This window comes from Gorillibacterium sp. CAU 1737 (assembly GCF_039888655.1).
In the GTDB taxonomy this organism is placed as follows: Bacteria; Bacillota; Bacilli; order Paenibacillales; family NBRC-103111; genus Gorillibacterium.
Map to the genome: position 1 here is coordinate 337297 of NZ_JBDQQO010000004.1, position 22225 is coordinate 359521.

Below are 22225 nucleotides of genomic sequence, written 5' to 3' on the forward strand. Positions count from 1 at the left end.
TTCCGAAGTTATGCTTTGCTTACAAATGCAACATTGATACTCCAAAGCAGGACGCCTCCATGATCTGTATATCGAAAGAAAGGTATTATGACTTCTGCCTGATGAAGGGCCGAAGCAAGTAACTGGCGATTTTTAGCGTGTTCAAGCTGGGGCTTGTCAGTAATTTCTTTCCCCAAGGGCTATTGAGATTTCGGACAATGACATCCAGGGATTCACTCGAGAGGTGCTCCATCGACCTGCGCAGAACGATCGAGTTCTCATAGCTCTGCCGGATCGGTTGGGTCAGATCCTCATAATGGCCGATCCCGCATAAATCGTGAGCCGCATAAATCCCGGTCATCCAGGCGGCATACTGACCAAAGCCCATGAAGGGCATCATGGCACCAAAGTTGTTGCCAACGTAAAAGGTGTTGCCGACTCGGCCGGAATGGCATATCCCAATCGGGTAACCGGTAATTTGGAACTGGTCGGTAATGGGCAGCTCCTGCTGAAATTCGGCTTGTACCTTAGGATAATAGAGACTCCACAGAAATTCCATGTCCATGTTGCTCTCCGGGAGATCGGGAATGGCAATGACCAGGTTCGCTTCTTTCTCGGAAAAGGGAATGAGGTAGCCGTATCCGAAGGGGGCGATCTCATAATCCAGCCATACCTTCACTTCATAAGGATCGAAGCGGCCTTCGACCGTGGCTCCTTTGATGGATACCGTCAGGTCTTCTCTGAAGTTGCGGTTTTTTTTGGCGTAGTCGCTGTCCCCGGTGGCCAGCACCACATGCGTATAGTCGGCAAGGAGCTCCTCGTATGTTTTTTCAGAATGGACATGGATCTTCGACCTGACCTGCCGGCCCAACTGTGCTTCAAACGAGTGCTTTTCTCTGCCGCGAACGTTCGTGAACCCCAGTTGCCCGTCCAGGACGACCTTTTCGTGTTTCGAATAAACGGTCATCTTCGCAATAGATGCGATGGGATGAAGGAAGATGCCATGGTGCTCCGATAAGGAGGCAATGCAGTCGTTGACAGGACGGGTGAACAGGGAGAGCAGCGCTTCTGCATTCACGAAGCGATCCCCAACCGAGCTGCGTTTTTCAAAAATAGCGGGAGTCACCCCATGCTTCTCCAGCGTAATGGCGCAGGCCAGACCCGAAAGACCGGCTCCCATGATGGCCACCTTCATGAATCCCACACCCCTCTAAAGGCTCATTTGCCTCCATTCTTCCCGCTGATGCAGGAGGAGTATTCGCAGGGGGAATAGGAAAGCGGCTTTCAGCAGAGGGCGAGTTTATTCGTTCAGGATGTTCTATTTCCGGCAGTCCAGAATAAACATAGAGGCTTCTTGACCCATGAACAGGTTGTCGGCGGAATAGAAAACCTCGGATCGAATATCCTGATACCCGATTTCCTGCAGAGTGCCCGCCAGCTCAAGTTGGTGGAATCCGTTATGAACGAGGTCGGAAGCAATGTTGTCATTTTTGTCAAAATCGACGATCAGCAAATGGCCGCCTTCCTTCAGAACATCAAATAACCTTGTCAGAACGGGCTGTATATCCGGGATGTGAAGGAGAACCTGAACCATAAAGATGTAGTCGACATGGAGCTCGGGCAGGGACTCCTTTTCAAAATCAAAACACAAGGTATCCGCATTTGAAATCGACAGGTCCGCAATCTTCTGCTTGATCTGTTCGATCATATTGGGCGAGGTATCCAGAAAGAGCACGGAAGCAAACTCGGTTGCCAGATCCAACCCGACAAGCCCGGTTCCACAGCCAAAATCGATCGCATGTTTTGTTTTGGCATCCACCAGATATTTTCGAATGGCGTCGGCCGACACCTTCGCGACATGGATTCGTTCCGGAGTGTCATACCGTTCCGCTATCCGGTCAAACTGATCGGTATTTCCCATGAGATCCCTCCTCGTTTCAGAATACCTCTCCATATGGTTTTTAGTCTATTGTTTCCTATTCAGAGTCCTTCTCCTGGCTGTGAGCCCGGCTTTTCATGCTTCCGGCCACCAGCCCCTTTTCTAAACGAATGTGTAGCAGTTCCGTCCGAAGGTCATACTCCATGCCATTAAGCTCGGATAACAGCTTCTCCCCGATCTCCTCGGCAGATGCGCCATGCTGGGATAGGAAGTCCAGTATCGAGACCCGTATTTTACGGGCATTTTAGTTAGTCGGCTTATTAAATTTTACGCGTAACCGTTTTCAAGTTAATTTCACTTCCAATGCTCCGATTCGGAAAAAATTCTTATAATCATTTATCTTTTTTGCTCACAAAGGATTCCGGTTGACGCCATTTCGAGATGGTGCTATCATGGGTAACGATTAGCCGACTAACTAATAAAAAAAGGAGGTTTGACCTTGCTAAAGGAGGACCCGAGGGACACTCTCTACTTCCTATTCGCCCAGGTCATCCGCCTGCACTTCAAGAGAGCGCACGCTCATCTGGAAAAGATCGGTCTCTATCCGGGTCAGCACCCGGTTCTTTTTATTCTCAAGCATCGGAAAGAGGGCCAAAGCCAGAAGGACATCGCAGAAGCCATGCGCATCAAGCCTGCGACCTTAACGGTGATGCTCAAGCGGCTTGAGAACAGCGGAATCGTCAAGCGCAAGCCGGATGAGGCAGATCAGCGGATCACACGTGTATATCTCACCGAGAAGGGATTTGAAGTAGCGGAAGAGATGGAACGGGCCATGAATGAGATCGATAAGGAATGCTTCAAGAATTTTACGGTCGAAGAACAGGCATTGCTCCGCAGGTTTTTCATGCAAATGAGAGATAATTTAAAGGAAGCAAACAAAGAGTGGAGATGAGGCAACTTGCTGAAACTGTTTCGAAATTTGAAGCCTTACACCACGGCGATCGTGTTCATTCTGGTGTTCGTGCTGATGCAATCGCTCGCCGAATTGTATCTGCCGACCCTGATGGCGGATATCGTGGACAAGGGGATTGTGCAAAGCGACAACGCGTACATCTACCGGATCGGTGGATACATGCTGGCCGTAGCTTTCGTCAGTATGATTTGTGCGGTGCTGTCTACGTACCTGTCCGCCAAGGTGGGGATGGGCTTCGGCCGCGATCTTCGCAACAAAGTGTTCGGTCACGTGGAGAAGTACTCGCTGCGTGAGTTTGACAAGATCGGGACGGCGTCCCTGATCACCCGGACGACGAATGACATCACCCAGGTGCAGAACATTACGATCATGATCTTCCGGATGATGGTCATGGCCCCGATGATGTCCATCGGCGGGATGGTCATGGCGCTGAACAAGGATACTACCTTGTCGTGGATCTTTGCTGTCGTTATTCCGCTCCTCGGGCTGGCGATCTTCGCCATCGTGGGAACGGCGATGCCGCACTTTAAGGCAATGCAGAAGAAGGTCGATAAAATCAACCTTGTCGTACGCGAGGAGCTGACCGGTATTCGTGTCATCCGAGCCTTCAACCGCATCGACCGGGAGAAGAAGCGGTTTACTGCGGCGAACGCTGACCTGACGGGGACGGCCATCAAGGTCAACAAGATTATGGCGTTCATGATGCCGGTCATGATGATCGTCATGAACATTACGACCATCGGCATCATCTGGTTTGGTTCCATCCGTATCGACGAAGGGAATATGCAGGTTGGGAGTCTGATGGCGTTCCTGCAATATGCGTTCCAGATCATGTTCTCCCTTATTATGATGTCCATGATGTTCGTCATGCTGCCCCGGGCTTCGGCATCTGCAATCCGTATCAACGAAGTGCTGGATATGAAGAGCGACATTGCAGACCCGGCAACCTCAAAGGCGGCTGCAACGCATGGACATGTGGAATTCGATAACGTCACCTTCAGCTTTCCGGGGGCCGAACAACCGGCGGTCAAAGGTATCTCGTTCCATGCTGGACCGGGTGAAACGACAGCCATTATCGGTGGCACGGGCTCCGGCAAGTCGACGATCATCAACCTGATCCCCCGCTTCTACGACATTGACAGCGGAAGCGTTAAGGTGAACGGCGTCGATGTTCGCGAGATGAGCCAGGAGACGCTGCGCGCCAAGATCGGCTATGTTCCGCAAAAAGCGATGCTGTTCACCGGAACGATCACTGAAAACATCCGGTACGGCAAGGAAGATGCCACCGATGAGGAAATCCGCCATGCGGCAGAGGTGGCTCAGGCAGCCGATTTCATCGGCGAGATGAAGGAAGGCTATGAGTCGATCATCTCCCAGGGCGGCACCAATGTTTCTGGCGGTCAAAAGCAGCGCTTGTCCATCGCTCGCGCGCTCGTTCGCAAGCCGGAAATCTATATCTTTGACGACAGCTTCTCGGCGCTCGACTTCAAGACCGACGCCAAGCTGCGTGCAGCCTTGAAGGGCGAGACGGCCGAAGCGACCGTTCTCATCGTCGCCCAGCGGGTCAGCACCGTTATGGACGCAGACCGTATCATCGTGCTGGATGAAGGCGAAATCGCCGGTATCGGTACGCACAAAGAATTAATGAGCACCTGTGAGGTTTATCGGGAAATCGTGTCCTCTCAGCTGTCGGAGGAGGAGATCGCATGAGTGAGAACAATCGCAAGCAACCTCCCCGGAACCAAGGGCAAGGACATGGAGGTCCTCCCATGGGACGGCCGGTTGAGAAAGCCAAGGACTTCAAAGGGACGCTGAAACGGCTGGTTCGTTACCTGCGCCCGCAGCAGGCGAAGCTGCTGACCGTCTTTGTCATGGCCATCCTGAGCACCGTCTTCAGCGTATGGAGCCCCAAGGTGATGGGGAAGGCAACGACGAAATTGTTTGAAGGCGTCATGGGCAAGATGAAAGGAATTCCGGGAGCCTCGATTGACTTCACGTATATTTCGCACATCATCTTCTTCCTGGTAGGGTTGTACATCTTAAGCGCATTGTTCACGTATGCGACGCAATATATCATGGCCGGCGTTTCCCAAAACGTGGTCTATGACTTGCGGGAGGAAGTAAACGGAAAGCTGAACCGGCTGCCGTTGAAATACTTCGATGCCCGGACGCACGGGGAAATTCTGAGCCGGGTGACGAACGATGTGGACAACATCGCGAACACCCTGCAGCAAAGCTTGACCCAACTCATCACCTCGGTCTTTTCCTTAATTGGATTTATCGTGATGATGCTGACCATCAGCCCCTGGATGACGCTGATCGCGTTCGTTACCCTGCCGGTCTCGGCCTTCATCGCGAAGACGATCGCTTCGAAGTCGCAGCAATACTTCAAGGATCAGCAGCGGGAGCTTGGAGAATTGAACGGCCACGTGGAAGAAATGTACACCGGTCACAACATCGTCAAGGCGTTTGGACGAGAAGAGGAATCGGTCGAGAAGTTCCGTGAAGTGAACGACCGTCTTTACCATTCCGGATGGAAGGCCCAGTTCATCTCCGGCTTGATCTTCCCGATACTCGGGTTCGTCAACAACATCGGGTATGTCCTGATCAGTGTAGTGGGGGGGCTGTTCGTTACCCACGGGCGGATCTCCGTCGGTGACATTCAGGCCTTCATTCAATACTCTCGTCAATTTACTCAACCGATCGTGCAGACCGCCAACATTGCCAACATCCTGCAGTCGACCGTCGCTTCGGCAGAACGCGTCTTCGAAGTGCTGGATGAGCAAGAAGAAACTCCGGAGCTGGAAGGCGCCAAACCGCTCGCCCATCCGGAAGGCAATGTGAAATTCGAGCACGTGAACTTTAGCTACACCGAAGGAACCTCGCTGATCGAAAACATGAACATCGACGTCAAGCAAGGACAGACGATTGCCATCGTCGGTCCGACCGGCGCCGGTAAAACGACCCTGGTCAACCTGCTCATGCGCTTCTATGAGCTGAACGGCGGGAAGATCACCGTTGACGGCAAGGACATCCGCGATCTGAAGCGCGGCGATCTGCGCAGCCTGTTCGGGATGGTGCTGCAGGACACCTGGCTGTTCAACGGGACGATCATGGACAACATCGCCTACGGCAGAGAGGGAGCCTCGGAGACCGACGTCGTTCGCGCCGCGAAGGCCGCCCATGCGGATCACTTCATTCGTACGTTGCCGGAAGGCTATAACACCGTGCTGAACGAAGAAGCCTCCAACATCTCGCAGGGGCAAAAGCAACTGCTTACCATCGCCCGCGCCATCTTGGCCGATCCGGCCATCCTCATCCTCGACGAAGCGACGAGCAGCGTCGATACCCGGACCGAGGTGCACATCCAGGCAGCCATGAACCGCCTGATGGAAGGCCGCACGAGCTTCGTCATCGCTCACCGGTTGTCTACGATCAAGAATGCCGACCTCATCCTCGTGATGAACCACGGAACGGTGATCGAGCAAGGTTCGCACGTCGAATTGCTGCAACAAGGCGGCTTCTACGCCGACTTGTACAACAGTCAGTTCACCGGACGCGCGACCACTGCTGTGGACGCTGGATAAGGGGACGAACGTCCTCGTCATGGAACTCGGGTACAACGAAAAACCGGAGCCTGCCTGTGCAGGACTCCGGTTTTTTGTGTTTGGTTCGGATGACAACAGTTCTTGCCAAATGAATCGGCCTGCTGGTACGATGGTAGACAGTCAGCGCACCCGCTTGTGGCACGGCTTGATGAATGAGTCGAGACCATGTGCGACAGGGGCCGGGGCGCGAAAGGCAGGGTATGTTCGTTGATTTGGAAAAACCGAAACGTCTGGATTGTGCTGTTGGGGGAATTTATCGCAGGGCTGGGCTTGTGGACGGCGACGATCGCCAACCTGGAGTTCATGCAGCGGTTGGTTCCCTCGGATTTTATGAAATCGCTCATTTTGTTTGCCGGCTTGTTCGCAGGGGTTCTGCTGGGGCCGCTAGCAGGACGGATAATTGACAACACCGCGAAGAAAAAGGTGCTGGTCTACTCCGGCATTGTTCGCCTCTTGAGCCTCGGACTGATGTTCGTCGCCCTGGCGCTGGATTCTGTGGCATGGATGGTCGCCTTCATGGTCGTCCTGCAGATCGCAGCCGCCTTCTATTTCCCGGCTTTGCAGGCAACGCTTCCGCTCATCGTCCCGAGGGAGCAGCTCATCACACTCAACGGAGCGCACATGAACGCCTCCACGCTGTCGCGAATTCTCGGAACGGCACTGGCGGGCATCCTGTTGACATTCATGAACTTGACCGAGCTCTATATCGTGTCGGCGGTGGCCTACGCCATTCTCATTGGGACAACCTGGCTGCTGCAGATCGATGAGGGAGCGGACGCTTCCCTCGAACGCTCCGCTGCTGCCGGGAAACGAAGCCGCTCCAAAGCGGGAGCAGAGCAGGGAGGAGGCTTCCGCGAGATGATCCCGCTTTTGAAGGGGATGCCGGTGGTGGTCGCATTGCTGCTGCTTGCCATTATCCCCACCTTGTTTATCGGCGGGTTCAACCTCATGGTAATCGGGGTGAGCGAGCTGCAACAGGACGCGACGATCAAGGGGATTCTCTATGCCGCCGAAGGCACCAGCTTCATTCTCGGCGCCTTCCTCGTGAAGAAGCTCTCGTCCAATGGGCCTCTGCTCAAGCGGCTGGTTCTGTTCGCGCTGCTCGTGGCCATCGCTCACTTGTCGCTCTATTTCGGCGACTCGAAGCCTTTTTCCATCGCATCGTTCTCCCTGTTCGGCTTTGCCGCAGGCTGCTTCTATCCGCTGATTGCAGCTTACTTTCAGACGGAGGTTCCTCGGGAGTACCACGGGCGGTTCTTCTCGTTCCGCAACATGCTCGATCGAGTGCTGACCCAAGTGGTGCTGCTCTCCACCGGGTTCTTCCTGGATACCATCGGCCTGCAATGGATGGCGGTTGCCTTCGGAAGCATATCCTTCCTATTGGTGCTCTTCGCTTTCAAGTTCACAGGGAAACTTGCCGGGGCAGCTGCGACCGCCGATCAGCGATAGGCTTCCTCATAGGTCTTGAGCGTCCGGCCGACGGCCAGTACGACATGGACTTTATCATTCGGATTCTGCAGGGTAAATGAGATCTTCTCCGTGAAGATCTCATTTTTCTTTCGGGCGGGCCGGACTTCTTTGCTGTTGATGCGCGGGCTTTCATAGTCATTCATGCACATGATCTGACTTTGGTAAATCCAGACGTGCAGATCCTGACGGCCCTTCTCAATGGCTTCGCCCGAAACATTCTGTGCCCTGACGAAGGCGGTTCCACTCGTCGTACCGGTAATGGGGGAACTCTCGGTTTCCACCTGAAAGGACAGGTCCAGCGGGCGAATCGACAAAGGGTCCAGGGTGCGGCCCTGGCCGGTCCAATCCAATTGATCGTGATAGAGATAGCGTCCTTTTTTGAAAAAGGAATCTCCTTCGAGAACCGTAATGCTCCCTTCTTGGCGGCTTGGAATGTGCAGTCCCTCCATCAGGAAGCGAAGAGGAACATAGAGACTTCCTTGAACGGCAACAGGGCTTGATTCCAACGGAATCGGCTCACCATCACCATAAGCGGTTGGCCCTCCTTCCCTGATCTCCAATCGGTGCCCACCCCGCGATACAATCGCACTTTTTGTGGATGGGGTATACGAAAGTTCGGCTCCGATCATCTCACTAAATAAGCGCAACGGGACCATGAGGCGACCCTGTTCATTCACATAGGGAGCCTTCGGGTAGGTGTACATCACGTACACATCGTTCAATCGGATGAGAGGAGCAGTAGCGGTTCGCGGGTAGGAAAAGCCGGTTAACAGGACGCAGCAGAGTAAAATCAGAGCGATGGTTAGGAAGAGCTTTTTCATGGGTTGAATACCTCCAGAATGGACGGGTAAGATCTTTACAATAAAGATGCTTAGTTAGAGAAGAAAGTTGCTTACGAACTCCCGCTCTTTTCCAACTCGTATATTTCCACTCCGTTGCTCCATACTAATGCCAAAAACTAGTGGAGGGCTTCCTTGTGGGCGTATGGGCGGAATGGCTGTTCTATTACACGGTTTACGGGTTCGGGGGATGGCTGCTGGAGAATGTCTACAGCCGGGTAACAGCAAGACGGTTCTGGAAGGAAGGGTTTCTGTTCTCGCCGATCAAACCGATGTACGGCCTGGCCGTAACGTTTGTCCTTGCTGCGAAGGAGACGGGCGGGAGTCTGCTGTTCCTCCTGGTCTGCTGCTTGCTGATTCCGAGCGGCATCGAGTTTGCCAGCGGCTTTTTGCTGGACAAGGGCTTTGGCAAACGGTATTGGGATTACCGGGGGATGAGGGGGAGCGTACAGGGGTATGTCTGCATGGCCTTTTCCCTGTGCTGGTTCCCGCTGATGCTGGGAGCCCTGTATGGCCTGCACCCGGCTGTCCGCACCATGTATGAAGGAATCGCAGGGCTTTGGAATCCTGCGGCGCTCTGGATCGGGATCGCGATGCTGGTGGAGGTAGTGGCGGCTGCAATGATTTTGCGAAGGAAGCAAACGAAAGGGCTGCTGGGGTGGAGAATGAAACAGGACAAGGAGAGGGCATGGATCGGCGAAAGGACGAGACCGGCTGTTGAAGAGAAGGAGAATCTACTGGAGCCGGCGGCCAGCCAAGTAGGGGGCCCTGAACCGGAAGGCAGTCTCGCATAGAAACCATACTCCTTCCAAGAGCGAAAAGGGACAGTCCCTTTTTGCTCTTTTTTATGTAGAAAGAGCCCCACATAAGTGAGGCTCTTGGTTAGATAGGAAGGATGGCTCGTTCGACGATTACCGTGTATAGGTTGCCGAAGCCTCATTGGACAGTGGAGAGAGGGCATTTCGGCTAGATGCCTTCACTTTATAGTAATATAGGGTCCCATTGACCATTTCCCGATTCACATCGACAAAGGTTGTCGCGGTTATTTCCTTTATTACGGTTTTGTATGGGCCGCCTGAAGTTGTAGATTGATAGACATTATAGAAATCAGCTCCCGGAACCGGATCCCAAGTGAGCGTGATTTTGGATTTTGCCGAGACGGCCTTCAGATTCGCTGGGGCTACAGGAAGATTCGGTGTCGCCGAAACTTGGTTGGAGGGTGCGCTCTCATTGTTAATCCCGCAGGTTACCACATAGTAATATGTAACGCCATTTTTAACCGTGTTATCCGTATAGGTCTGCATGATCGACATGGTGCCGATGGTTTGATAGTCCCCGTCTGCCTTGGTAGCCCTTTTAATATAATAGTAGCTGTCTCCGCCACCCTTCCAAGTAAGCCTCACAAATTCATTACCAGCGACGGCTGTAAGATTGCGCGGGGGGGACATCGTTCCTGCCGCGATTGCTTTGTTGAGAGGCGCGGATTCAAACGAACTGCCTACAAGCACAACAAGAACGATAAGAATAGACATGAGCTTTTTCATGAATCAAATCCTCCTCGACAAGATATTGATATTCCTATGTATTCGAGCTGAAAAGTCACCTTTTGAGACGACATCCCCCATCCCCGGAAGCTTCTATTTTAAGCAAAAAGTCTAGAATATCCCCATGTTTTGACTTTTTATGAGAGAAGAAAGCGAGACTTCCTAATTTTACTACCCTATTCAAAAATGTTCCATATCAAACCTTGATTATTTGTACGGAGTATGGATACAGGACAAGCTTGAGTCGTGTTGCGAGGCTTGCTCCCTATGCAATTGCCTTTTTCGTGCCTTCTTTATAATCGTTCCAGGCCGAATAAAGCCTGACCCTCATAGGGACGGCGATAATCAAAGTACATCCGATACCACTGATCAATCCAGCTTCGAACCTCTTCATTGGTTGGGTTAGACCGAAGCCTGGCCAAATCGCGTTTGGCACTCCAGGTGATGTAGCGTTCCCAATCGCCGGTCGAATCGGTGGCCAAATGGGTAATAAAATAACCGAGGTTTGTAAATATCTTGTTCAATTCTCCGAGCGTCAGCACTTGGCCTTCAAAGTCGAGAAGCTCCTGCGGTGGGTTTGGTGTTTTTGCATATACTTTTTGATAAGCCAAGACGCCTTGCGGTTTTAGAAACCTTGCGCCGAGCGCCAATGTAGTATCTATGGAGTCGAAGGTTTCGCTGCAAATGACGACATCGTAGGAGGCGGTATCCTGGTACTGCAATACATCGCCTTCTATCAAGTTAATACTCTTGATTCCCGCTTCTATCAATCGCTCTCGTCCTATCAGGATGGCCTCATCCCAGATGTCTACGCCTACCCCGCTGACTCCAAAGGCTTCATGCCATACCTTCAAGACGGTTCCGTACCCGCAGCACAAATCCAATACTTTGCTCTCCTTATGGAGTCCGATGGAGTGCCCAAATCGAATGATCTCATCAATCGGTACCATGCTGATCAAATGTTTGCTGTCTTCCAGCTTCTTTAGGGTTTCCTTATATGGATTGGTCATGGCTTCCTCCCTGTTTTCACTTGTCATGTTTCTCTAACGAGCTTCCTAAAACAAGCATAACATGGCACAAAGTGCTTTCCCTTGGAGAAAATGGATATAGAGAAAAAATAACCACTGTTGGTCAACTAATACTGGATTGTGGATTGACAACTCTATAATTCACCATTACTATATACTTAGTAATACAAAGTAATAAGCGACGCAGAGGTGACTATGAACGAATCAAGCCAATTGAAAAAGGGCGTACTGGATATTCTCGTGCTGCATTTGCTTGGCAGCGCCGATCTGTACGGGTATCAACTGATCAGCGAACTGGACGAGAGAAGCCGGGGGTATTTTCGTATGAAGGAAGGGACGCTCTATCCGGTTCTCTATCGGCTGGAGGACGGGGGCTACATCGAGAGCTACTGGGAAGAGAAGGATGCGGCCAAGCGCGGCGCGCCGCGTAAATATTACCGAATCACTCAGGACGGCAGGACACGAGAGCAGGAATTGAAGGCGGACTTGAAGCACTTCATGACGTCCATTCAGCATGTGTTAGGGGGAGACTTATGACATCGTTTCGTATAGAGGAGTTTGTCGCCAAGGTGCTGGCGAGGCTGCAGGTGGATGCAGCGACGAAAAAGCGGATCGAGCGGGATCTGACGGCGTCTATTCTGGAGCGGGCGGAGCGGGAAGGGGTGGAGGCGGCCCTTCAGCGCATGGGCACTCCTGAGGAGGTCGCACGAGAGTTTTCGGAGAATTTGGGCGGAAAAGTGGAAGAAGACCGGCTTCCGGATCAGTTGGCCCAGCTGATCAAGAACTTTGGAGGATATCCGTATTACGAATACAAGAGCAAGCGGACCCTCTTCGGACTGCCGCTCGTTCATATCAAGCTTCGAAGGACTTCTTTTATTCCTCCCGGCGGCTTAGCGGTTGCGAAGGGCATCCTGGCCGTTGGCGATATCGCATTTGGTTTTGCTTCGATGGGGATTCTTTCCTTCGGGCTTCTCTCTCTGGGCGTACTCTCTATCGGACTGCTGGCGTTTGGTGCGATTGCCTTGGGGTTGGGAATGGCAGGAGGAGCCATTGCGGTCGGCACGTTCGCTGCAGGCGCCATCGCAGTTGGGGTCGTGTCCTTCGGCGCCCTTGCCATCGGGCACATGGCCGTGGGGGCGGAGGTCGTCGGGGAGATTACGCGGAAAGTAACGAATGCAGAACCGCTTCGCCAAGGAGAAATCCGCGAGCTGCTGCGGGCTGCTTTTCCGAATTGGTTCAAGTGAATACAGGAAGTGCTCGATTCATCATGATAATAGAGGAAGATCCATCTCGCTTGGTGCAAAGAAACCAAGCGAGATGGATCTTCTTTTTTATGCGATCCTGGTCTTCCGACGACTGAAAAATATAACATTTTATACAGTAGATAGGAAAACATTGACGTGGTATGCTGGAAAGGCGATTCGTCCATGAAACCTTCCAACCCCAATCCTAGGGGAGATGATCCCGTGAAACAGAAGAAATCGAGAAGACGTTACCATATCAGTCTGGTCCTCTTGGCCCTCCTGCTTGTCGGGTGGATTGCCGATTACAAATTCCCCTATAAGGCCGATCAAGTTCTCCCGTCTGAGGAAAAGGTTCAAACCATCTTTTATGGAACCCTCTATGCAGATGGAGAGTTTCATACGAGGGACATTACGATCAAGGATAGGGATAAGATTTCGGCATTTTACGGGAAATTCCACGATGTGCGTGGTGTGCGGCTGCTGAGATTGTATAGTGGCATAAGCGAGGGGGGGGCCGCCTCCGAGAGCATGATTATTACTCTGATGTACGGGGATGAGGGCAAAGAAAAGCCGGTAAGCTTGTTAATCAGCAACGAAGGCGACATCAGCCTGGACGGCGGAAAAAAGGCGTATCGCTTGTGGTCCCGTCCGAAGGACTCCCTTTTTACTAGTGTGAAGGCGTTCTTCGCGGAAGAGGATAAGGAATGAGGAATGAAGGTGCGGTGACACAACCGGCTGCATCAAACCGCTCATCAGCCTCCGGCTCCCAAGCGAGGATAAACATGCGACAGTCACAGGAACAAGGATTTCCCGTATCCTTATTTCGATCTGAGCGCCTCTTTCAGCGGAAATAAGGATCTGCCGTATTCTTATTTGCGCCACCTGCCCCGTTTTTACGCCTTTTCAGGACAATAAGGATATCCCAAATCCTTATTTTGAACTCCGCTCCGGTGTTAGCGCAAATAAGGATCTGCCGTACCCTTATTTGCACCAGCTGTCGCGTTTCGCACCGCTTCAAAACACCATGATTGGCTTTTGGGCCTTCCCCAGATGAGAGCCAGCAATCGCTTATGCATCAGGGGCACCTCTTTCCCATGCGCCTGTCGTGCGTTTAACGTGAAAAAGATCGCCCGTCTTCTTGGCATTCCAGCCAAGCGGAGGGCGATCTTTTTTCGAAGCGAGCCAAGAAAACCCGCCTACCGGCGAGGATAAAAATCGACTCCTATTATAAGGAGCGGCGGTAAATGGCGAGGACATCCTCGCGATCGAGCTTCTGGAAGTGGCCGAACGGGCCGTAGACCATCGCTTTGTCGACCATCGTCTCCAGTTGGCTGTCGTCGATGTCATAGTCGGCAAGGCGGGATGGAGCCTCGATGCTCGTCCAGAAGGCGCGCAGCGCCTGAATGCCTTCCAGCCCGACTTCCCGTGCGGATTTGCCGGCCGGGTCGATGCCGAAGACGTTGACGGCCATTTGCTTGAAGCGCTCCGGGCCGGAATCCAGCACATGCTCCATCCAGTTCGGGAAGAGAATCGCAAGACCTCCGCCGTGCGGGATGTCGTAGACGGCGCTGACGGCGTGCTCGATATTGTGCGTCGCCCAGTCGCCGCGAATGCCCATGGAGATCATGCCGTTCAGTGCCATGGTTCCGCAGTAGAGGATTGTCTCCCGATGCTCGAAGCTGTTCAAGTCCTCCAGCAGCTTCGGAGCGGTCTCGATCACCGTACGCAGCAGCGTCTCGGAGAAGCCGTCCTGGACCGGGCGGTTCTCGGTATGGTTGAAGTACGATTCGAAGACGTGCGACATGATGTCGACCATGCCGTAGATCGTCTGGTTCCGAGGAACCGAACGGGTGTAAGCCGGGTCGAGGATGGAGAACTGCGGGAACACGAGCGGGCTTCCCCAGCCGACCTTCTCTTGCGTTTCCCAATTCGTGATGACCGAGCCGCTGTTCATTTCAGAGCCGGTCGCCGCGAGCGTGAGCACGGTGCCGAACGGCAGAGCTTCTTTAACCGGAGCTTTATGGGTGATGAAGTCCCACGGGTCGCCGTCATAGCGCGCACCTGCCGCAATGGCCTTCACGCAGTCGATGACGCTGCCGCCGCCTGCGGCGAGGATGAAGTCGACGTTTTCCTTTTTACAGAGCTCCGCCCCTTTGCGAACAGTAGACACGCGCGGATTGGGCTCGACGCCGGACAGCTCGTGAACCGTGATGTTCAGGTCGCTGAGGATGCGGATGATGCCGTCGTAGAGGCCGTTTTGCTTGATGCTCCCGCCGCCGTAGACGAGGAGAACGGTCTTGCCGTAAGCCGGAAGCTCCTCCTTCAACTGGTCCAGGGTGCCTTCGCCAAAGTGCAGGCGGGTCGGATTGTGGAAGCGAAAACGATTCATGGGATACCTCCGTGAATAAGGAGCTGCGAGGAATAACGCGATGCTTATTTCGTCGTAGTCTCCAAGTATGGGGATTGCGGCGTTGCCGCAAACTAGGTTCAGTTTCTATTGTAGCAGAGGATGTCCAAAATCCATAACGGACAAGGAGAAGCGAACCATGAAAGCTGCGGTAACCCATGCATTCGGCAAAAAGCTTAAGATCGAGGAGGTCGAGCGGCCCCGCACGGGACCAGGGCAGGTGCTCGTGCGCATTCATGCCTGCGGCGTCTGTCACACGGATCTGCACGCGGCGAACGGAGATTGGCCGGTTAAGCCCAAGCTGCCGCTTATCCCAGGACATGAGGGAGTAGGAACGGTAGAGGAGCTGGGGGAGGGGGTTACGCATTTGCGCAAGGGAGACCGCGTCGGCATCCCCTGGCTGTACTCCGCTTGCGGCCATTGCGAGTTCTGCCTGAGCGGCCGCGAGACGCTGTGCCCGGATCAGCAAAACGCCGGCTATTCCGTGGACGGCAGCTATGCCGAATACTGTCTGGCCGCTGCTGACTATGTGGTCAAAATCCCCGAAAACCTCGGGTTCGTGGAGGCCGCGCCGCTCTTCTGCGCCGGAGTGACGACCTACAAAGCGCTCAAAGTATCCGAAGCGAAGCCGGGAGACTGGGTCTCCATCGTCGGCATCGGCGGGCTCGGGCACCTTGCGGTGCAGTATGCCAAGGCGATGGGGCTGAACGTCGTTGCGGTGGACACGATCACCGAGAAGTTAGAGCTGGCCATCAACCTCGGCGCGGATCTGACGGTCAATCCGACGAAGGTGGACGCCGAGAAGTGGATCAAGGAGCGCATCGGCGGCGTACAGGCAAGCATTGTTACCGCCGTGACGGCCAAGGCATTCAACAGCGCTTACCATTCCCTGAAGCGGGGCGGCGCGCTCGTGCTGGTCGGGCTCCCTCCGGAAAAGATGGAGGTGCCCATCTTCAACACGGTGCTTGACGGCACCCGCATCGTCGGCTCCATCGTCGGCACGCGCCTCGACCTGGAGGAAGCGCTCCGCTTTGCTGCCGAGGGCAAGGTGAAGGCGACCATCGAGAAGCGGAAGATGGAGGACATCAACGAGATCTTCGCCGAGATGGAGAAAGGCGACATCCAGGGCCGCGTCGTCATGGACTACGGGGTAGAACCGCAGCGAGAGCTCGCCATGGCTGGAGCTTCAAGCGGCGGAGCGGATGGCGGACGCTAGTCCTGCTGAGTATGCAGGCAATGAAGCGGGCGACGGGCGCTAGTCCGGCCGAAGCTCGTGAGCGTTGGCGCTAGGAGACCAGTTAGGAAGCCGAGCATGAGCCAGGCTGAAGCCCTCGACGCCTCAGAGAAGCGGGAAGACAACAGGAGGAACCTCCGGAGAGAAGAGCTCACAGCACTGACACTGGAGGAAGTCTACCGGATCAAGTGCTTACATCAATGTTGGCAAACCGGGTAGGCCACTCGCTGTCCTGATGGAAGTGGGTTGCCCTGAGAAGGAAAACGCTCGTAGCACCGACGGTAAAAAGTCGGTGCTACGAGCGTTTTTTATTTTTGACCTAGCGGTCCTGCTGTCCGTTAGAATCGAGCAGGGAGGAAACGGTTCTTCTAACGGTCGCAAGTGTTAGCAAGAATCTCTACTAACCCTTAGCCTTCGAAGCTTCGATCACGCCGATCCCCACGGTAACCCCGTTAATAGGACGTCGGAGCAGAGAGAAAATGACTATACCCATTTTGTGGACTGCACCGGGCGTATCCGTTCGCCTAGAATGAGAGTAATCAGTGGGTTCACCCTAGACCAATGTGCGGATTCCACTCTCATTCCCCCTTTCTGGAGGTTCTATATGAACGAAGCTGTATTTTCTGTTCGCTACTCCCAACTGCATCCCGATGCCTTGAAGCACGAATTAACGAAGCGCTATGAATGGGAGACGCCGATCAAGTGTCGGCTCTTCGACAGTGGAATTAATGATATTTACGTGGTGGATGCCGGGGAGAAGCGCTTCTTTTTGCGGATCTCGCTGACCGGTCGCCTGAAACAAAAGGATATCGAAGAGGAAGTCACGGTGATGAACACGCTGGCGGAGCACGGCATTTCCGTGGCGGCACCGATCCCCTGCAAGGATTTCGCGTTTGTGTGGGAGATTCTAGCTGCGGAGGGAGTCCGGTATGCCGTGCTTTTTGCCGAGGCCAAGTGGGCACCCTCCCAAGACAAAGTCAAACAAGCCTCCCGCCTGGGGAGCACGCTCGCCCGCCTTCATCAGATCGCCGACGAACAGAACTTCACCGTCAGCCGTCCGGCCATCGACCTGCAGCAGCTCATCCAGAACCCTTTGAACAAAGTCAGACCCCACCTGAAGCACCGAACCGAAGACTATCCATTCTTTCAAAAGACGGCAGAGCAACTGGGCCAGTTCATCGAGCAGAACCTGGGGTACGAGAAGCCCTACTACGGGTATTGTCACGGGGACGTTCATGGGGGAAATGTGCATTTTCAGGGGGAAGAGCCGACGCTCTTTGACTTCGACTGCATGGGGTATGGCTGGCGGGCGTATGATATCTGCGTCTTCGCCTGGAATGAGACGTTCGGTGAGGAGGGCTATGTCGACAAGGAGCCATGGAAGGCATTCCTCGAAGGCTACCAATCGGTTCGCCCGTTGAGTAAAATGGAGCTAGACCTCATCCCTGCCTTCGCGGCTCTCCGGGATTTTTGGTTAGCTGCCCTCCATGCCGATGCAATCGAATGGAACGCGGGCTGCACGTGGTACAATGACGATTATTTCAACAACCGCCTCCGCTACTTTAAGCTTTGGCATGAGCGGGCAACCGCTTGCCTGGAAAACGGGGGGATGGCGGCTCACCTGTAAAAGGAATTCACAGAATGGATGGTACCTCATGAACGATAGATTGACCGCGGTCATCTTCGACCTGGACGGCGTGATCGCCGATACGAACGGGTTGTACGACCGGGCGAACCGTAAGCTTGCGGCAGAGCTGGGCGTGACCGTAACCGACGAGGAGAACGACTCGTTCAAAGGCATTCACCGCTCCCGCATCGTTCGCACCATCGCCGCCAAGGCGGGGCTCGCCCTGACCGACAGCGAGACGCTGGAGCTGGGCGAGCGCAAAAACCGCTATTACCAGGAGATGATCCATGCCCTCGGTCCGAAGGACACGCTGCCCGGCATCCCCCGGTTTCTGGACGAGCTACGCGCGGCGGGAGTCCGCATCGGCCTCGCCTCCTCCAGCTCGAACGCGCGCTTCGTGCTGGAGCGGCTCGGCCTCGCCAGCTATTTCGCCGTGCTCGCCGATCCCCGCGTCGTGGCGGCGAAGCCCGCGCCCGACTTGTTTCTCGCGGCGGCGCACGAGCTCGGCGTGCCGCCCGTCGCCTGCGCCGCCGTCGAGGACGGCGAAGCGGGGCTCGCGGGCATCCTCGTCACGCCGATGTTCTCCGTCGGCGTCGGGCCCGCGCCTTACCTCGCCGCGGCGGAGTGGCACGCCGCCGGGACGGAGGAGCTCTGCTGGCCGGAGCTCGCCCGCCGCTTTGCGGCGCGGAGGCCGCGGCCATGAGGTACCGCAGCGTGGTTCCGGCTCTCCTGCTTGAGCGGGAGAGCCGTTTTCTCGCGCGTGTGCTCCGCGACGGGCACGAGGAGAGCGTGCACGTGAAGAACACGGGCCGGCTCCGCGAGCTCCTCGTGCCGGGGGCCGAGGTGTACCTGGAGCCGTCCGGCAACCCGACGCGCCGCACCGCGCACTCGCTCGTGGCCGTGCGGCAGGGGGAGCGAGTCGTGAACATCGACTCGCAGGCGCCGAACGAGGTCGTCCACGAGGAGCTGCTCCGCGAGGACGGCTGGCTGGCCGACTGGCTGTGGACGAAGGCTGCTAACCTGCCGCTCCTGCCTGACCGATCACAGGCAGACCGAGCAGTCGAACCTCGCGCCCCGGCTCCATCGCCTTCTCATCCTTACGTCGTTCGGCGGGAAGTGCGCTTCGGCGCGTCCCGCTTTGACTTCGCCCTCGAAGCGGCGAACGGAAGCCGCCTCCTGCTGGAGGTGAAGGGCGTGACGCTTGCGGCAGAGGGACTTGCCGAATTCCCCGATGCCCCGACAGCGAGAGGAGCAAGGCACCTGGACGAGCTTGCTGCGGCAGCCCGCGAGGGTCATTCTGCGGCGGTCCTCTTCGTCATCCAGATGGAGGAAATCCGCGGCTTCGCCCCCTGTCGACGCATCGATCCGGCCTTTACCGATGCGCTGCAGCGAGCTTCCGCCGCAGGGGTGCACATGGCGGCCTGCGATTGCCAGGTGACACCGGATACGCTTCGGCTTAACCGGCCGGTGCCTGTAACCGGCTTGTAGGCTGTATCGTATTACTAGAAGATAAGGATGGGATTGCGATAGCTCTTGATGCGGGGTCGTAAACCAACCGTGGGCTGTTCGTATGGAATGGGCACCAAACAGCATGCAGTAAGCAGCGAGTAGTCCGCTCCAGCCCCGGGATATGAAAGGAGTCGAAGAACAGGTGACACTTTTCTTTCGAGACAACTTTTTCAGCATGGGAGAGACCGAGATTCTCGGTTCGGCCGGGGAAGCAGCGGGGCGGATTGATTTGAAGGGGGCGTTCAGCTCCTCCCTCGATGTGTACGATGCGGCGGATCGTCTGGCGTATTCCGGGCGCTTCACTCTTTTTTCGGGAAGGTGGACGATTTCGAACTGCCGCGGTGAGGAGGTCGGGAAGCTGCGCCCCCGCTTCAGCCTGAGCACGAAGCGTTTTGAGTACGATGCTCGTCAACGCGGTGTCTATGAGATTCGCTCACCGATCTTCTCCAAGGAGTACGAGATCTTCGATTCAAGCGGGCAAACGGTAGCTCATTTCGAGAAGACGAGCGGCTTCTTCTCCTCGGATGCCTTCCGTCTGACCAACTCCTCTCCCCAGTTGGACGACTATGAGCTTGTCGCGGTCGTCATGGGCCTGTACGCCATTCAGAAGCACGACGGCGCCGCCGGAAGCAGCGCCTCTACCTAGAGCGCGTTTGTAAACATGCTCTATTTTGCTCGGCCAACTCTTGTATGCGAACTCTTCCAAAAATCCGCCGCTCCCATTATATTTTCTTCGAAAATTGTGTACTATAAGGAGATACGAAACGGCCGGGACAATGCAACGGCTGACAACGAACCGGAAGGGCTGGGTTTTATGGATACGGAAAAACCGACTTCATCGAATTTCATCAAGAACATCGTCATCGACGATTTGAAATCCGGCAGGGAGAACACGATCGTCACGCGGTTTCCCCCGGAGCCGAACGGCTACCTGCACATCGGCCACGCCAAGGCGATCTGCCTGAACTTTGAACTCGCGGACGAGTTCGGGGGCAAGACGAACCTGCGCTTTGACGACACGAACCCCGTCAAGGAAGACACGGAATACGTCGAAGGCATCCTGAACGACATCAAGTGGCTCGGCTTCGAGTGGGACAACCTGCACTTCGCCTCCGACTACTTTGAGATGAATTACGAGAAGGCCGTCCTTCTCATCCAAAAAGGAAAAGCCTACGTCGATGATCAATCGGCGGAGGAAATCCGCAAGACGCGCGGTACGCTTAAGGAGCCCGGGAAGGACAGCCCCTTCCGGAATCGCAGCGTAGAGGAGAACCTCGACCTGTTCAAGCGGATGCGCGACGGAGAATTCAAGGACGGGGAAAAGGTGCTCCGCGCCAAGATTGACATGGCCTCGCCCAACATCAACCTGCGCGATCCGGTTATCTACCGCATCAAGCATGCCCACCATCACCAAACCGGTGACAAGTGGTGCATCTACCCGATGTACGATTACTCCCATCCGCTTGGAGACGCAGTTGAAGGCGTGACCCACTCCCTGTGCAGCCTGGAGTATGAGGATCACCGTCCGCTCTACGATTGGGCCGTCCGCGAATGCGAGATGGAGAATACGCCGCATCAATACGAGTTTGCCCGCCTCAACGTGACGAACACGGTCATGAGCAAGCGGAAGCTGAAGGCGCTTGTGGATGCCGGAATCGTTGACGGCTGGGACGATCCGCGGATGCCTACCATCGCGGGGCTTCGCCGCAAGGGCTACACGCCGGAAGCGATTCGGAACTTCTGCCGCGAGATCGGTGTAACGAAGAGCTATAGCATCGTCGACGAGCAATACCTGGAGCACTTCATCCGCGAAGACTTGAAGCTCAAGGCACCGCGGACGATGGCCGTCATCGACCCGCTTAAGGTCGTCATCACCAACTACCCGGAAGGGCAAGTCGAGTGGTTGGACGCCGAGAACAACGCGGAGAATCCGGAGATGGGCCACCGCCAAATCCCCTTCTCCCGTGAAATCTACATCGAGCGCGAAGACTTCATGGAAAATCCAGTGCCGAAGTACTTCCGGTTGTTCCCCGGCAATGAAGTGCGCTTGAAGCATGCTTACTTCATTAAATGCGAAGAGGTCGTGAAGGATGAAGCCGGCAACGTGATTGAGCTTCGCTGCACCTACGACCCGGAGACGAAGAGCGGCAGCGGCTTCACCGGCCGCAAGGTGAAGGGGACGATCCATTGGGTCGAAGCCACCCATGCTGTTCCAGCCGAGTTCCGGCTGTATGAACCGATCCTGCTTGATGGCGCCGAAGCCGCACCGGAAGAGGAAGCTGCGGACGAACTGGCAGGCGAAGAAGAATACACCGGCGGAGCGGCGGGAGAGGACAAGTCCTTCCTCGACAAGATCAACCGGGACTCGCTTACCGTACAGAACGGCTTCGTCGAGCCGGGCATGAAGGATGCGAAGGCTCATGACAAGTATCAATTCTTCCGCCACGGCTACTTCAACGTTGATCCGAAGGATTCGACTCCAGAGCACCTGGTGATCAATCGAACGGTGTCGCTGAAGAGCTCGTTCGTGGTGAAATAACATCCGAGTTTCGGGTGTAGGAAGGAGGGGGCATGATGGCCGTTGCCATCTTCTTGAGCCTCGTTCTGGTCGCAGGCGGCGTTGGCTGGGTGAAGCTCTTCGATATCCGGCTGAGGCCGGAACGGATTATTCTATTCGGCCTCCTGCTGATTTTGGCCGGGATCGGCTTCGGTACGGCGAGCGTGCTGGGCTTGATCCTGCTGATCACGGGACTTGCCACTGGCATTCTCGGGTTCTTCTCGGGCTCGGACCGCTCGGACTCGTCTGGCGATCCTTCCTGAGCCATGGCGCTTAGTATGAACCCGTATGGGGAGCTTTTGATGAAGAGAGCTTTTTCCCCACTAT

General features: G+C 55.1%; 21 protein-coding genes. 15 read left to right on the forward strand and 6 right to left on the reverse strand.

The window, feature by feature from the left end; genetic code table 11:
* Positions 1–85: 85 nt before the first annotated feature.
* Positions 86–1174, reverse strand: a complete 1089-nt coding sequence (locus tag AAFN83_RS11255; RefSeq protein WP_347769288.1) for an NAD(P)/FAD-dependent oxidoreductase — start codon at positions 1172–1174, stop codon at positions 86–88.
* 123 nt (positions 1175–1297) lie between these two features.
* On the reverse strand, positions 1298–1900 hold the full coding sequence (locus AAFN83_RS11260; RefSeq protein ID WP_347769290.1) for a class I SAM-dependent methyltransferase: 603 nt from the start codon (positions 1898–1900) through the stop codon (positions 1298–1300).
* 457 nt (positions 1901–2357) lie between these two features.
* Here AAFN83_RS11260 and AAFN83_RS11265 point away from each other — a divergent pair, with 457 nt between their 5' ends.
* From AAFN83_RS11265 to AAFN83_RS11280, 4 genes are all read left to right on the forward strand, one after another.
* A complete protein-coding gene (locus tag AAFN83_RS11265) occupies positions 2358–2810 on the forward strand; it encodes a MarR family winged helix-turn-helix transcriptional regulator (RefSeq protein ID WP_347769292.1) in 453 nt (150 codons plus the stop codon).
* A gap of 6 nt (positions 2811–2816) precedes the next feature.
* Complete coding sequence (locus AAFN83_RS11270) at positions 2817–4541, forward strand: ABC transporter ATP-binding protein (protein ID WP_347769294.1); 1725 nt, start codon at positions 2817–2819, stop codon at positions 4539–4541.
* A complete protein-coding gene (locus tag AAFN83_RS11275; protein ID WP_347769296.1) occupies positions 4538–6418 on the forward strand; it encodes an ABC transporter ATP-binding protein in 1881 nt (626 codons plus the stop codon). Before AAFN83_RS11270 ends, AAFN83_RS11275 begins: the two co-directional genes overlap by 4 nt.
* A gap of 231 nt (positions 6419–6649) precedes the next feature.
* On the forward strand, positions 6650–7888 hold the full coding sequence (locus AAFN83_RS11280) for an MFS transporter (RefSeq protein ID WP_481810503.1): 1239 nt from the start codon (positions 6650–6652) through the stop codon (positions 7886–7888).
* Here the strand turns inward: AAFN83_RS11280 and AAFN83_RS11285 are convergent.
* The gene (locus tag AAFN83_RS11285; protein WP_347769300.1) at positions 7879–8730 is read right to left on the reverse strand and encodes a copper amine oxidase N-terminal domain-containing protein; all 852 of its coding nucleotides are present in this window, start codon (positions 8728–8730) and stop codon (positions 7879–7881) included. The two genes, AAFN83_RS11280 and AAFN83_RS11285, sit on opposite strands and share 10 nt — an antisense overlap.
* Positions 8731–8885: 155 nt before the next feature.
* Between AAFN83_RS11285 and AAFN83_RS11290 the strand changes: the two genes are divergently transcribed.
* Positions 8886–9542 (forward strand): putative ABC transporter permease, encoded by a 657-nt coding sequence (locus AAFN83_RS11290; RefSeq protein ID WP_347769302.1) that lies wholly within the window; start codon positions 8886–8888, stop codon positions 9540–9542.
* A 117-nt stretch (positions 9543–9659) separates the two neighbouring features.
* Here the strand turns inward: AAFN83_RS11290 and AAFN83_RS11295 are convergent, their stop codons facing one another.
* Positions 9660–10292 carry a fibronectin type III domain-containing protein gene (locus AAFN83_RS11295; RefSeq protein WP_347769304.1) on the reverse strand — a complete coding sequence of 211 codons (633 nt, stop codon included), beginning with the start codon at positions 10290–10292 and terminating at the stop codon, positions 9660–9662.
* A gap of 293 nt (positions 10293–10585) precedes the next feature.
* Positions 10586–11302 carry a class I SAM-dependent methyltransferase gene (locus AAFN83_RS11300; protein ID WP_347769306.1) on the reverse strand — a complete coding sequence of 239 codons (717 nt, stop codon included), beginning with the start codon at positions 11300–11302 and terminating at the stop codon, positions 10586–10588.
* 213 nt (positions 11303–11515) lie between these two features.
* On the opposite strand from AAFN83_RS11300, the gene AAFN83_RS11305 reads away from it, so the two are divergent.
* From AAFN83_RS11305 to AAFN83_RS11315, 3 genes are all read left to right on the forward strand, one after another.
* A complete protein-coding gene (locus AAFN83_RS11305; RefSeq protein WP_347769308.1) occupies positions 11516–11857 on the forward strand; it encodes a PadR family transcriptional regulator in 342 nt (113 codons plus the stop codon).
* The gene (locus AAFN83_RS11310; protein ID WP_347769310.1) at positions 11854–12564 is read left to right on the forward strand and encodes an HAAS signaling domain-containing protein; all 711 of its coding nucleotides are present in this window, start codon (positions 11854–11856) and stop codon (positions 12562–12564) included. Before AAFN83_RS11305 ends, AAFN83_RS11310 begins: the two co-directional genes overlap by 4 nt.
* Before the next feature lie 222 nt (positions 12565–12786).
* Entirely contained in the window at positions 12787–13272 is a 486-nt protein-coding gene (locus AAFN83_RS11315; RefSeq protein ID WP_347769312.1) for a hypothetical protein, read from the forward strand.
* Between the two features lie 517 nt (positions 13273–13789).
* Here the strand turns inward: AAFN83_RS11315 and AAFN83_RS11320 are convergent.
* The gene (locus AAFN83_RS11320) at positions 13790–14953 is read right to left on the reverse strand and encodes an iron-containing alcohol dehydrogenase (protein ID WP_347769314.1); all 1164 of its coding nucleotides are present in this window, start codon (positions 14951–14953) and stop codon (positions 13790–13792) included.
* 157 nt (positions 14954–15110) lie between these two features.
* Between AAFN83_RS11320 and adhP the strand changes: the two genes are divergently transcribed.
* From adhP to AAFN83_RS11355, 7 genes are all read left to right on the forward strand, one after another.
* Entirely contained in the window at positions 15111–16187 is a 1077-nt protein-coding gene (gene adhP, locus AAFN83_RS11325; RefSeq protein ID WP_347769316.1) for an alcohol dehydrogenase AdhP, read from the forward strand.
* Positions 16188–16809: 622 nt separating this feature from the next.
* Positions 16810–17832 carry a phosphotransferase enzyme family protein gene (locus tag AAFN83_RS11330; protein WP_347769318.1) on the forward strand — a complete coding sequence of 341 codons (1023 nt, stop codon included), beginning with the start codon at positions 16810–16812 and terminating at the stop codon, positions 17830–17832.
* A 28-nt stretch (positions 17833–17860) separates the two neighbouring features.
* Positions 17861–18535, forward strand: coding sequence for a beta-phosphoglucomutase (pgmB, locus tag AAFN83_RS11335; RefSeq protein WP_347769320.1), 675 nt, complete (start codon positions 17861–17863; stop codon positions 18533–18535).
* On the forward strand, positions 18532–19320 hold the full coding sequence (locus tag AAFN83_RS11340; protein ID WP_347769322.1) for a DNA/RNA nuclease SfsA: 789 nt from the start codon (positions 18532–18534) through the stop codon (positions 19318–19320). The genes pgmB and AAFN83_RS11340 overlap by 4 nt, the downstream gene beginning before the upstream one ends.
* 163 nt (positions 19321–19483) lie before the next feature.
* The gene (locus AAFN83_RS11345; RefSeq protein WP_347769324.1) at positions 19484–19987 is read left to right on the forward strand and encodes an LURP-one-related family protein; all 504 of its coding nucleotides are present in this window, start codon (positions 19484–19486) and stop codon (positions 19985–19987) included.
* A gap of 168 nt (positions 19988–20155) precedes the next feature.
* Complete coding sequence (locus AAFN83_RS11350) at positions 20156–21880, forward strand: glutamine--tRNA ligase/YqeY domain fusion protein (protein WP_347769326.1); 1725 nt, start codon at positions 20156–20158, stop codon at positions 21878–21880.
* Positions 21881–21915: 35 nt separating this feature from the next.
* Positions 21916–22161 (forward strand): hypothetical protein, encoded by a 246-nt coding sequence (locus tag AAFN83_RS11355; RefSeq protein ID WP_347769328.1) that lies wholly within the window; start codon positions 21916–21918, stop codon positions 22159–22161.
* The last annotated feature ends 64 nt before the right edge of the window (positions 22162–22225 follow it).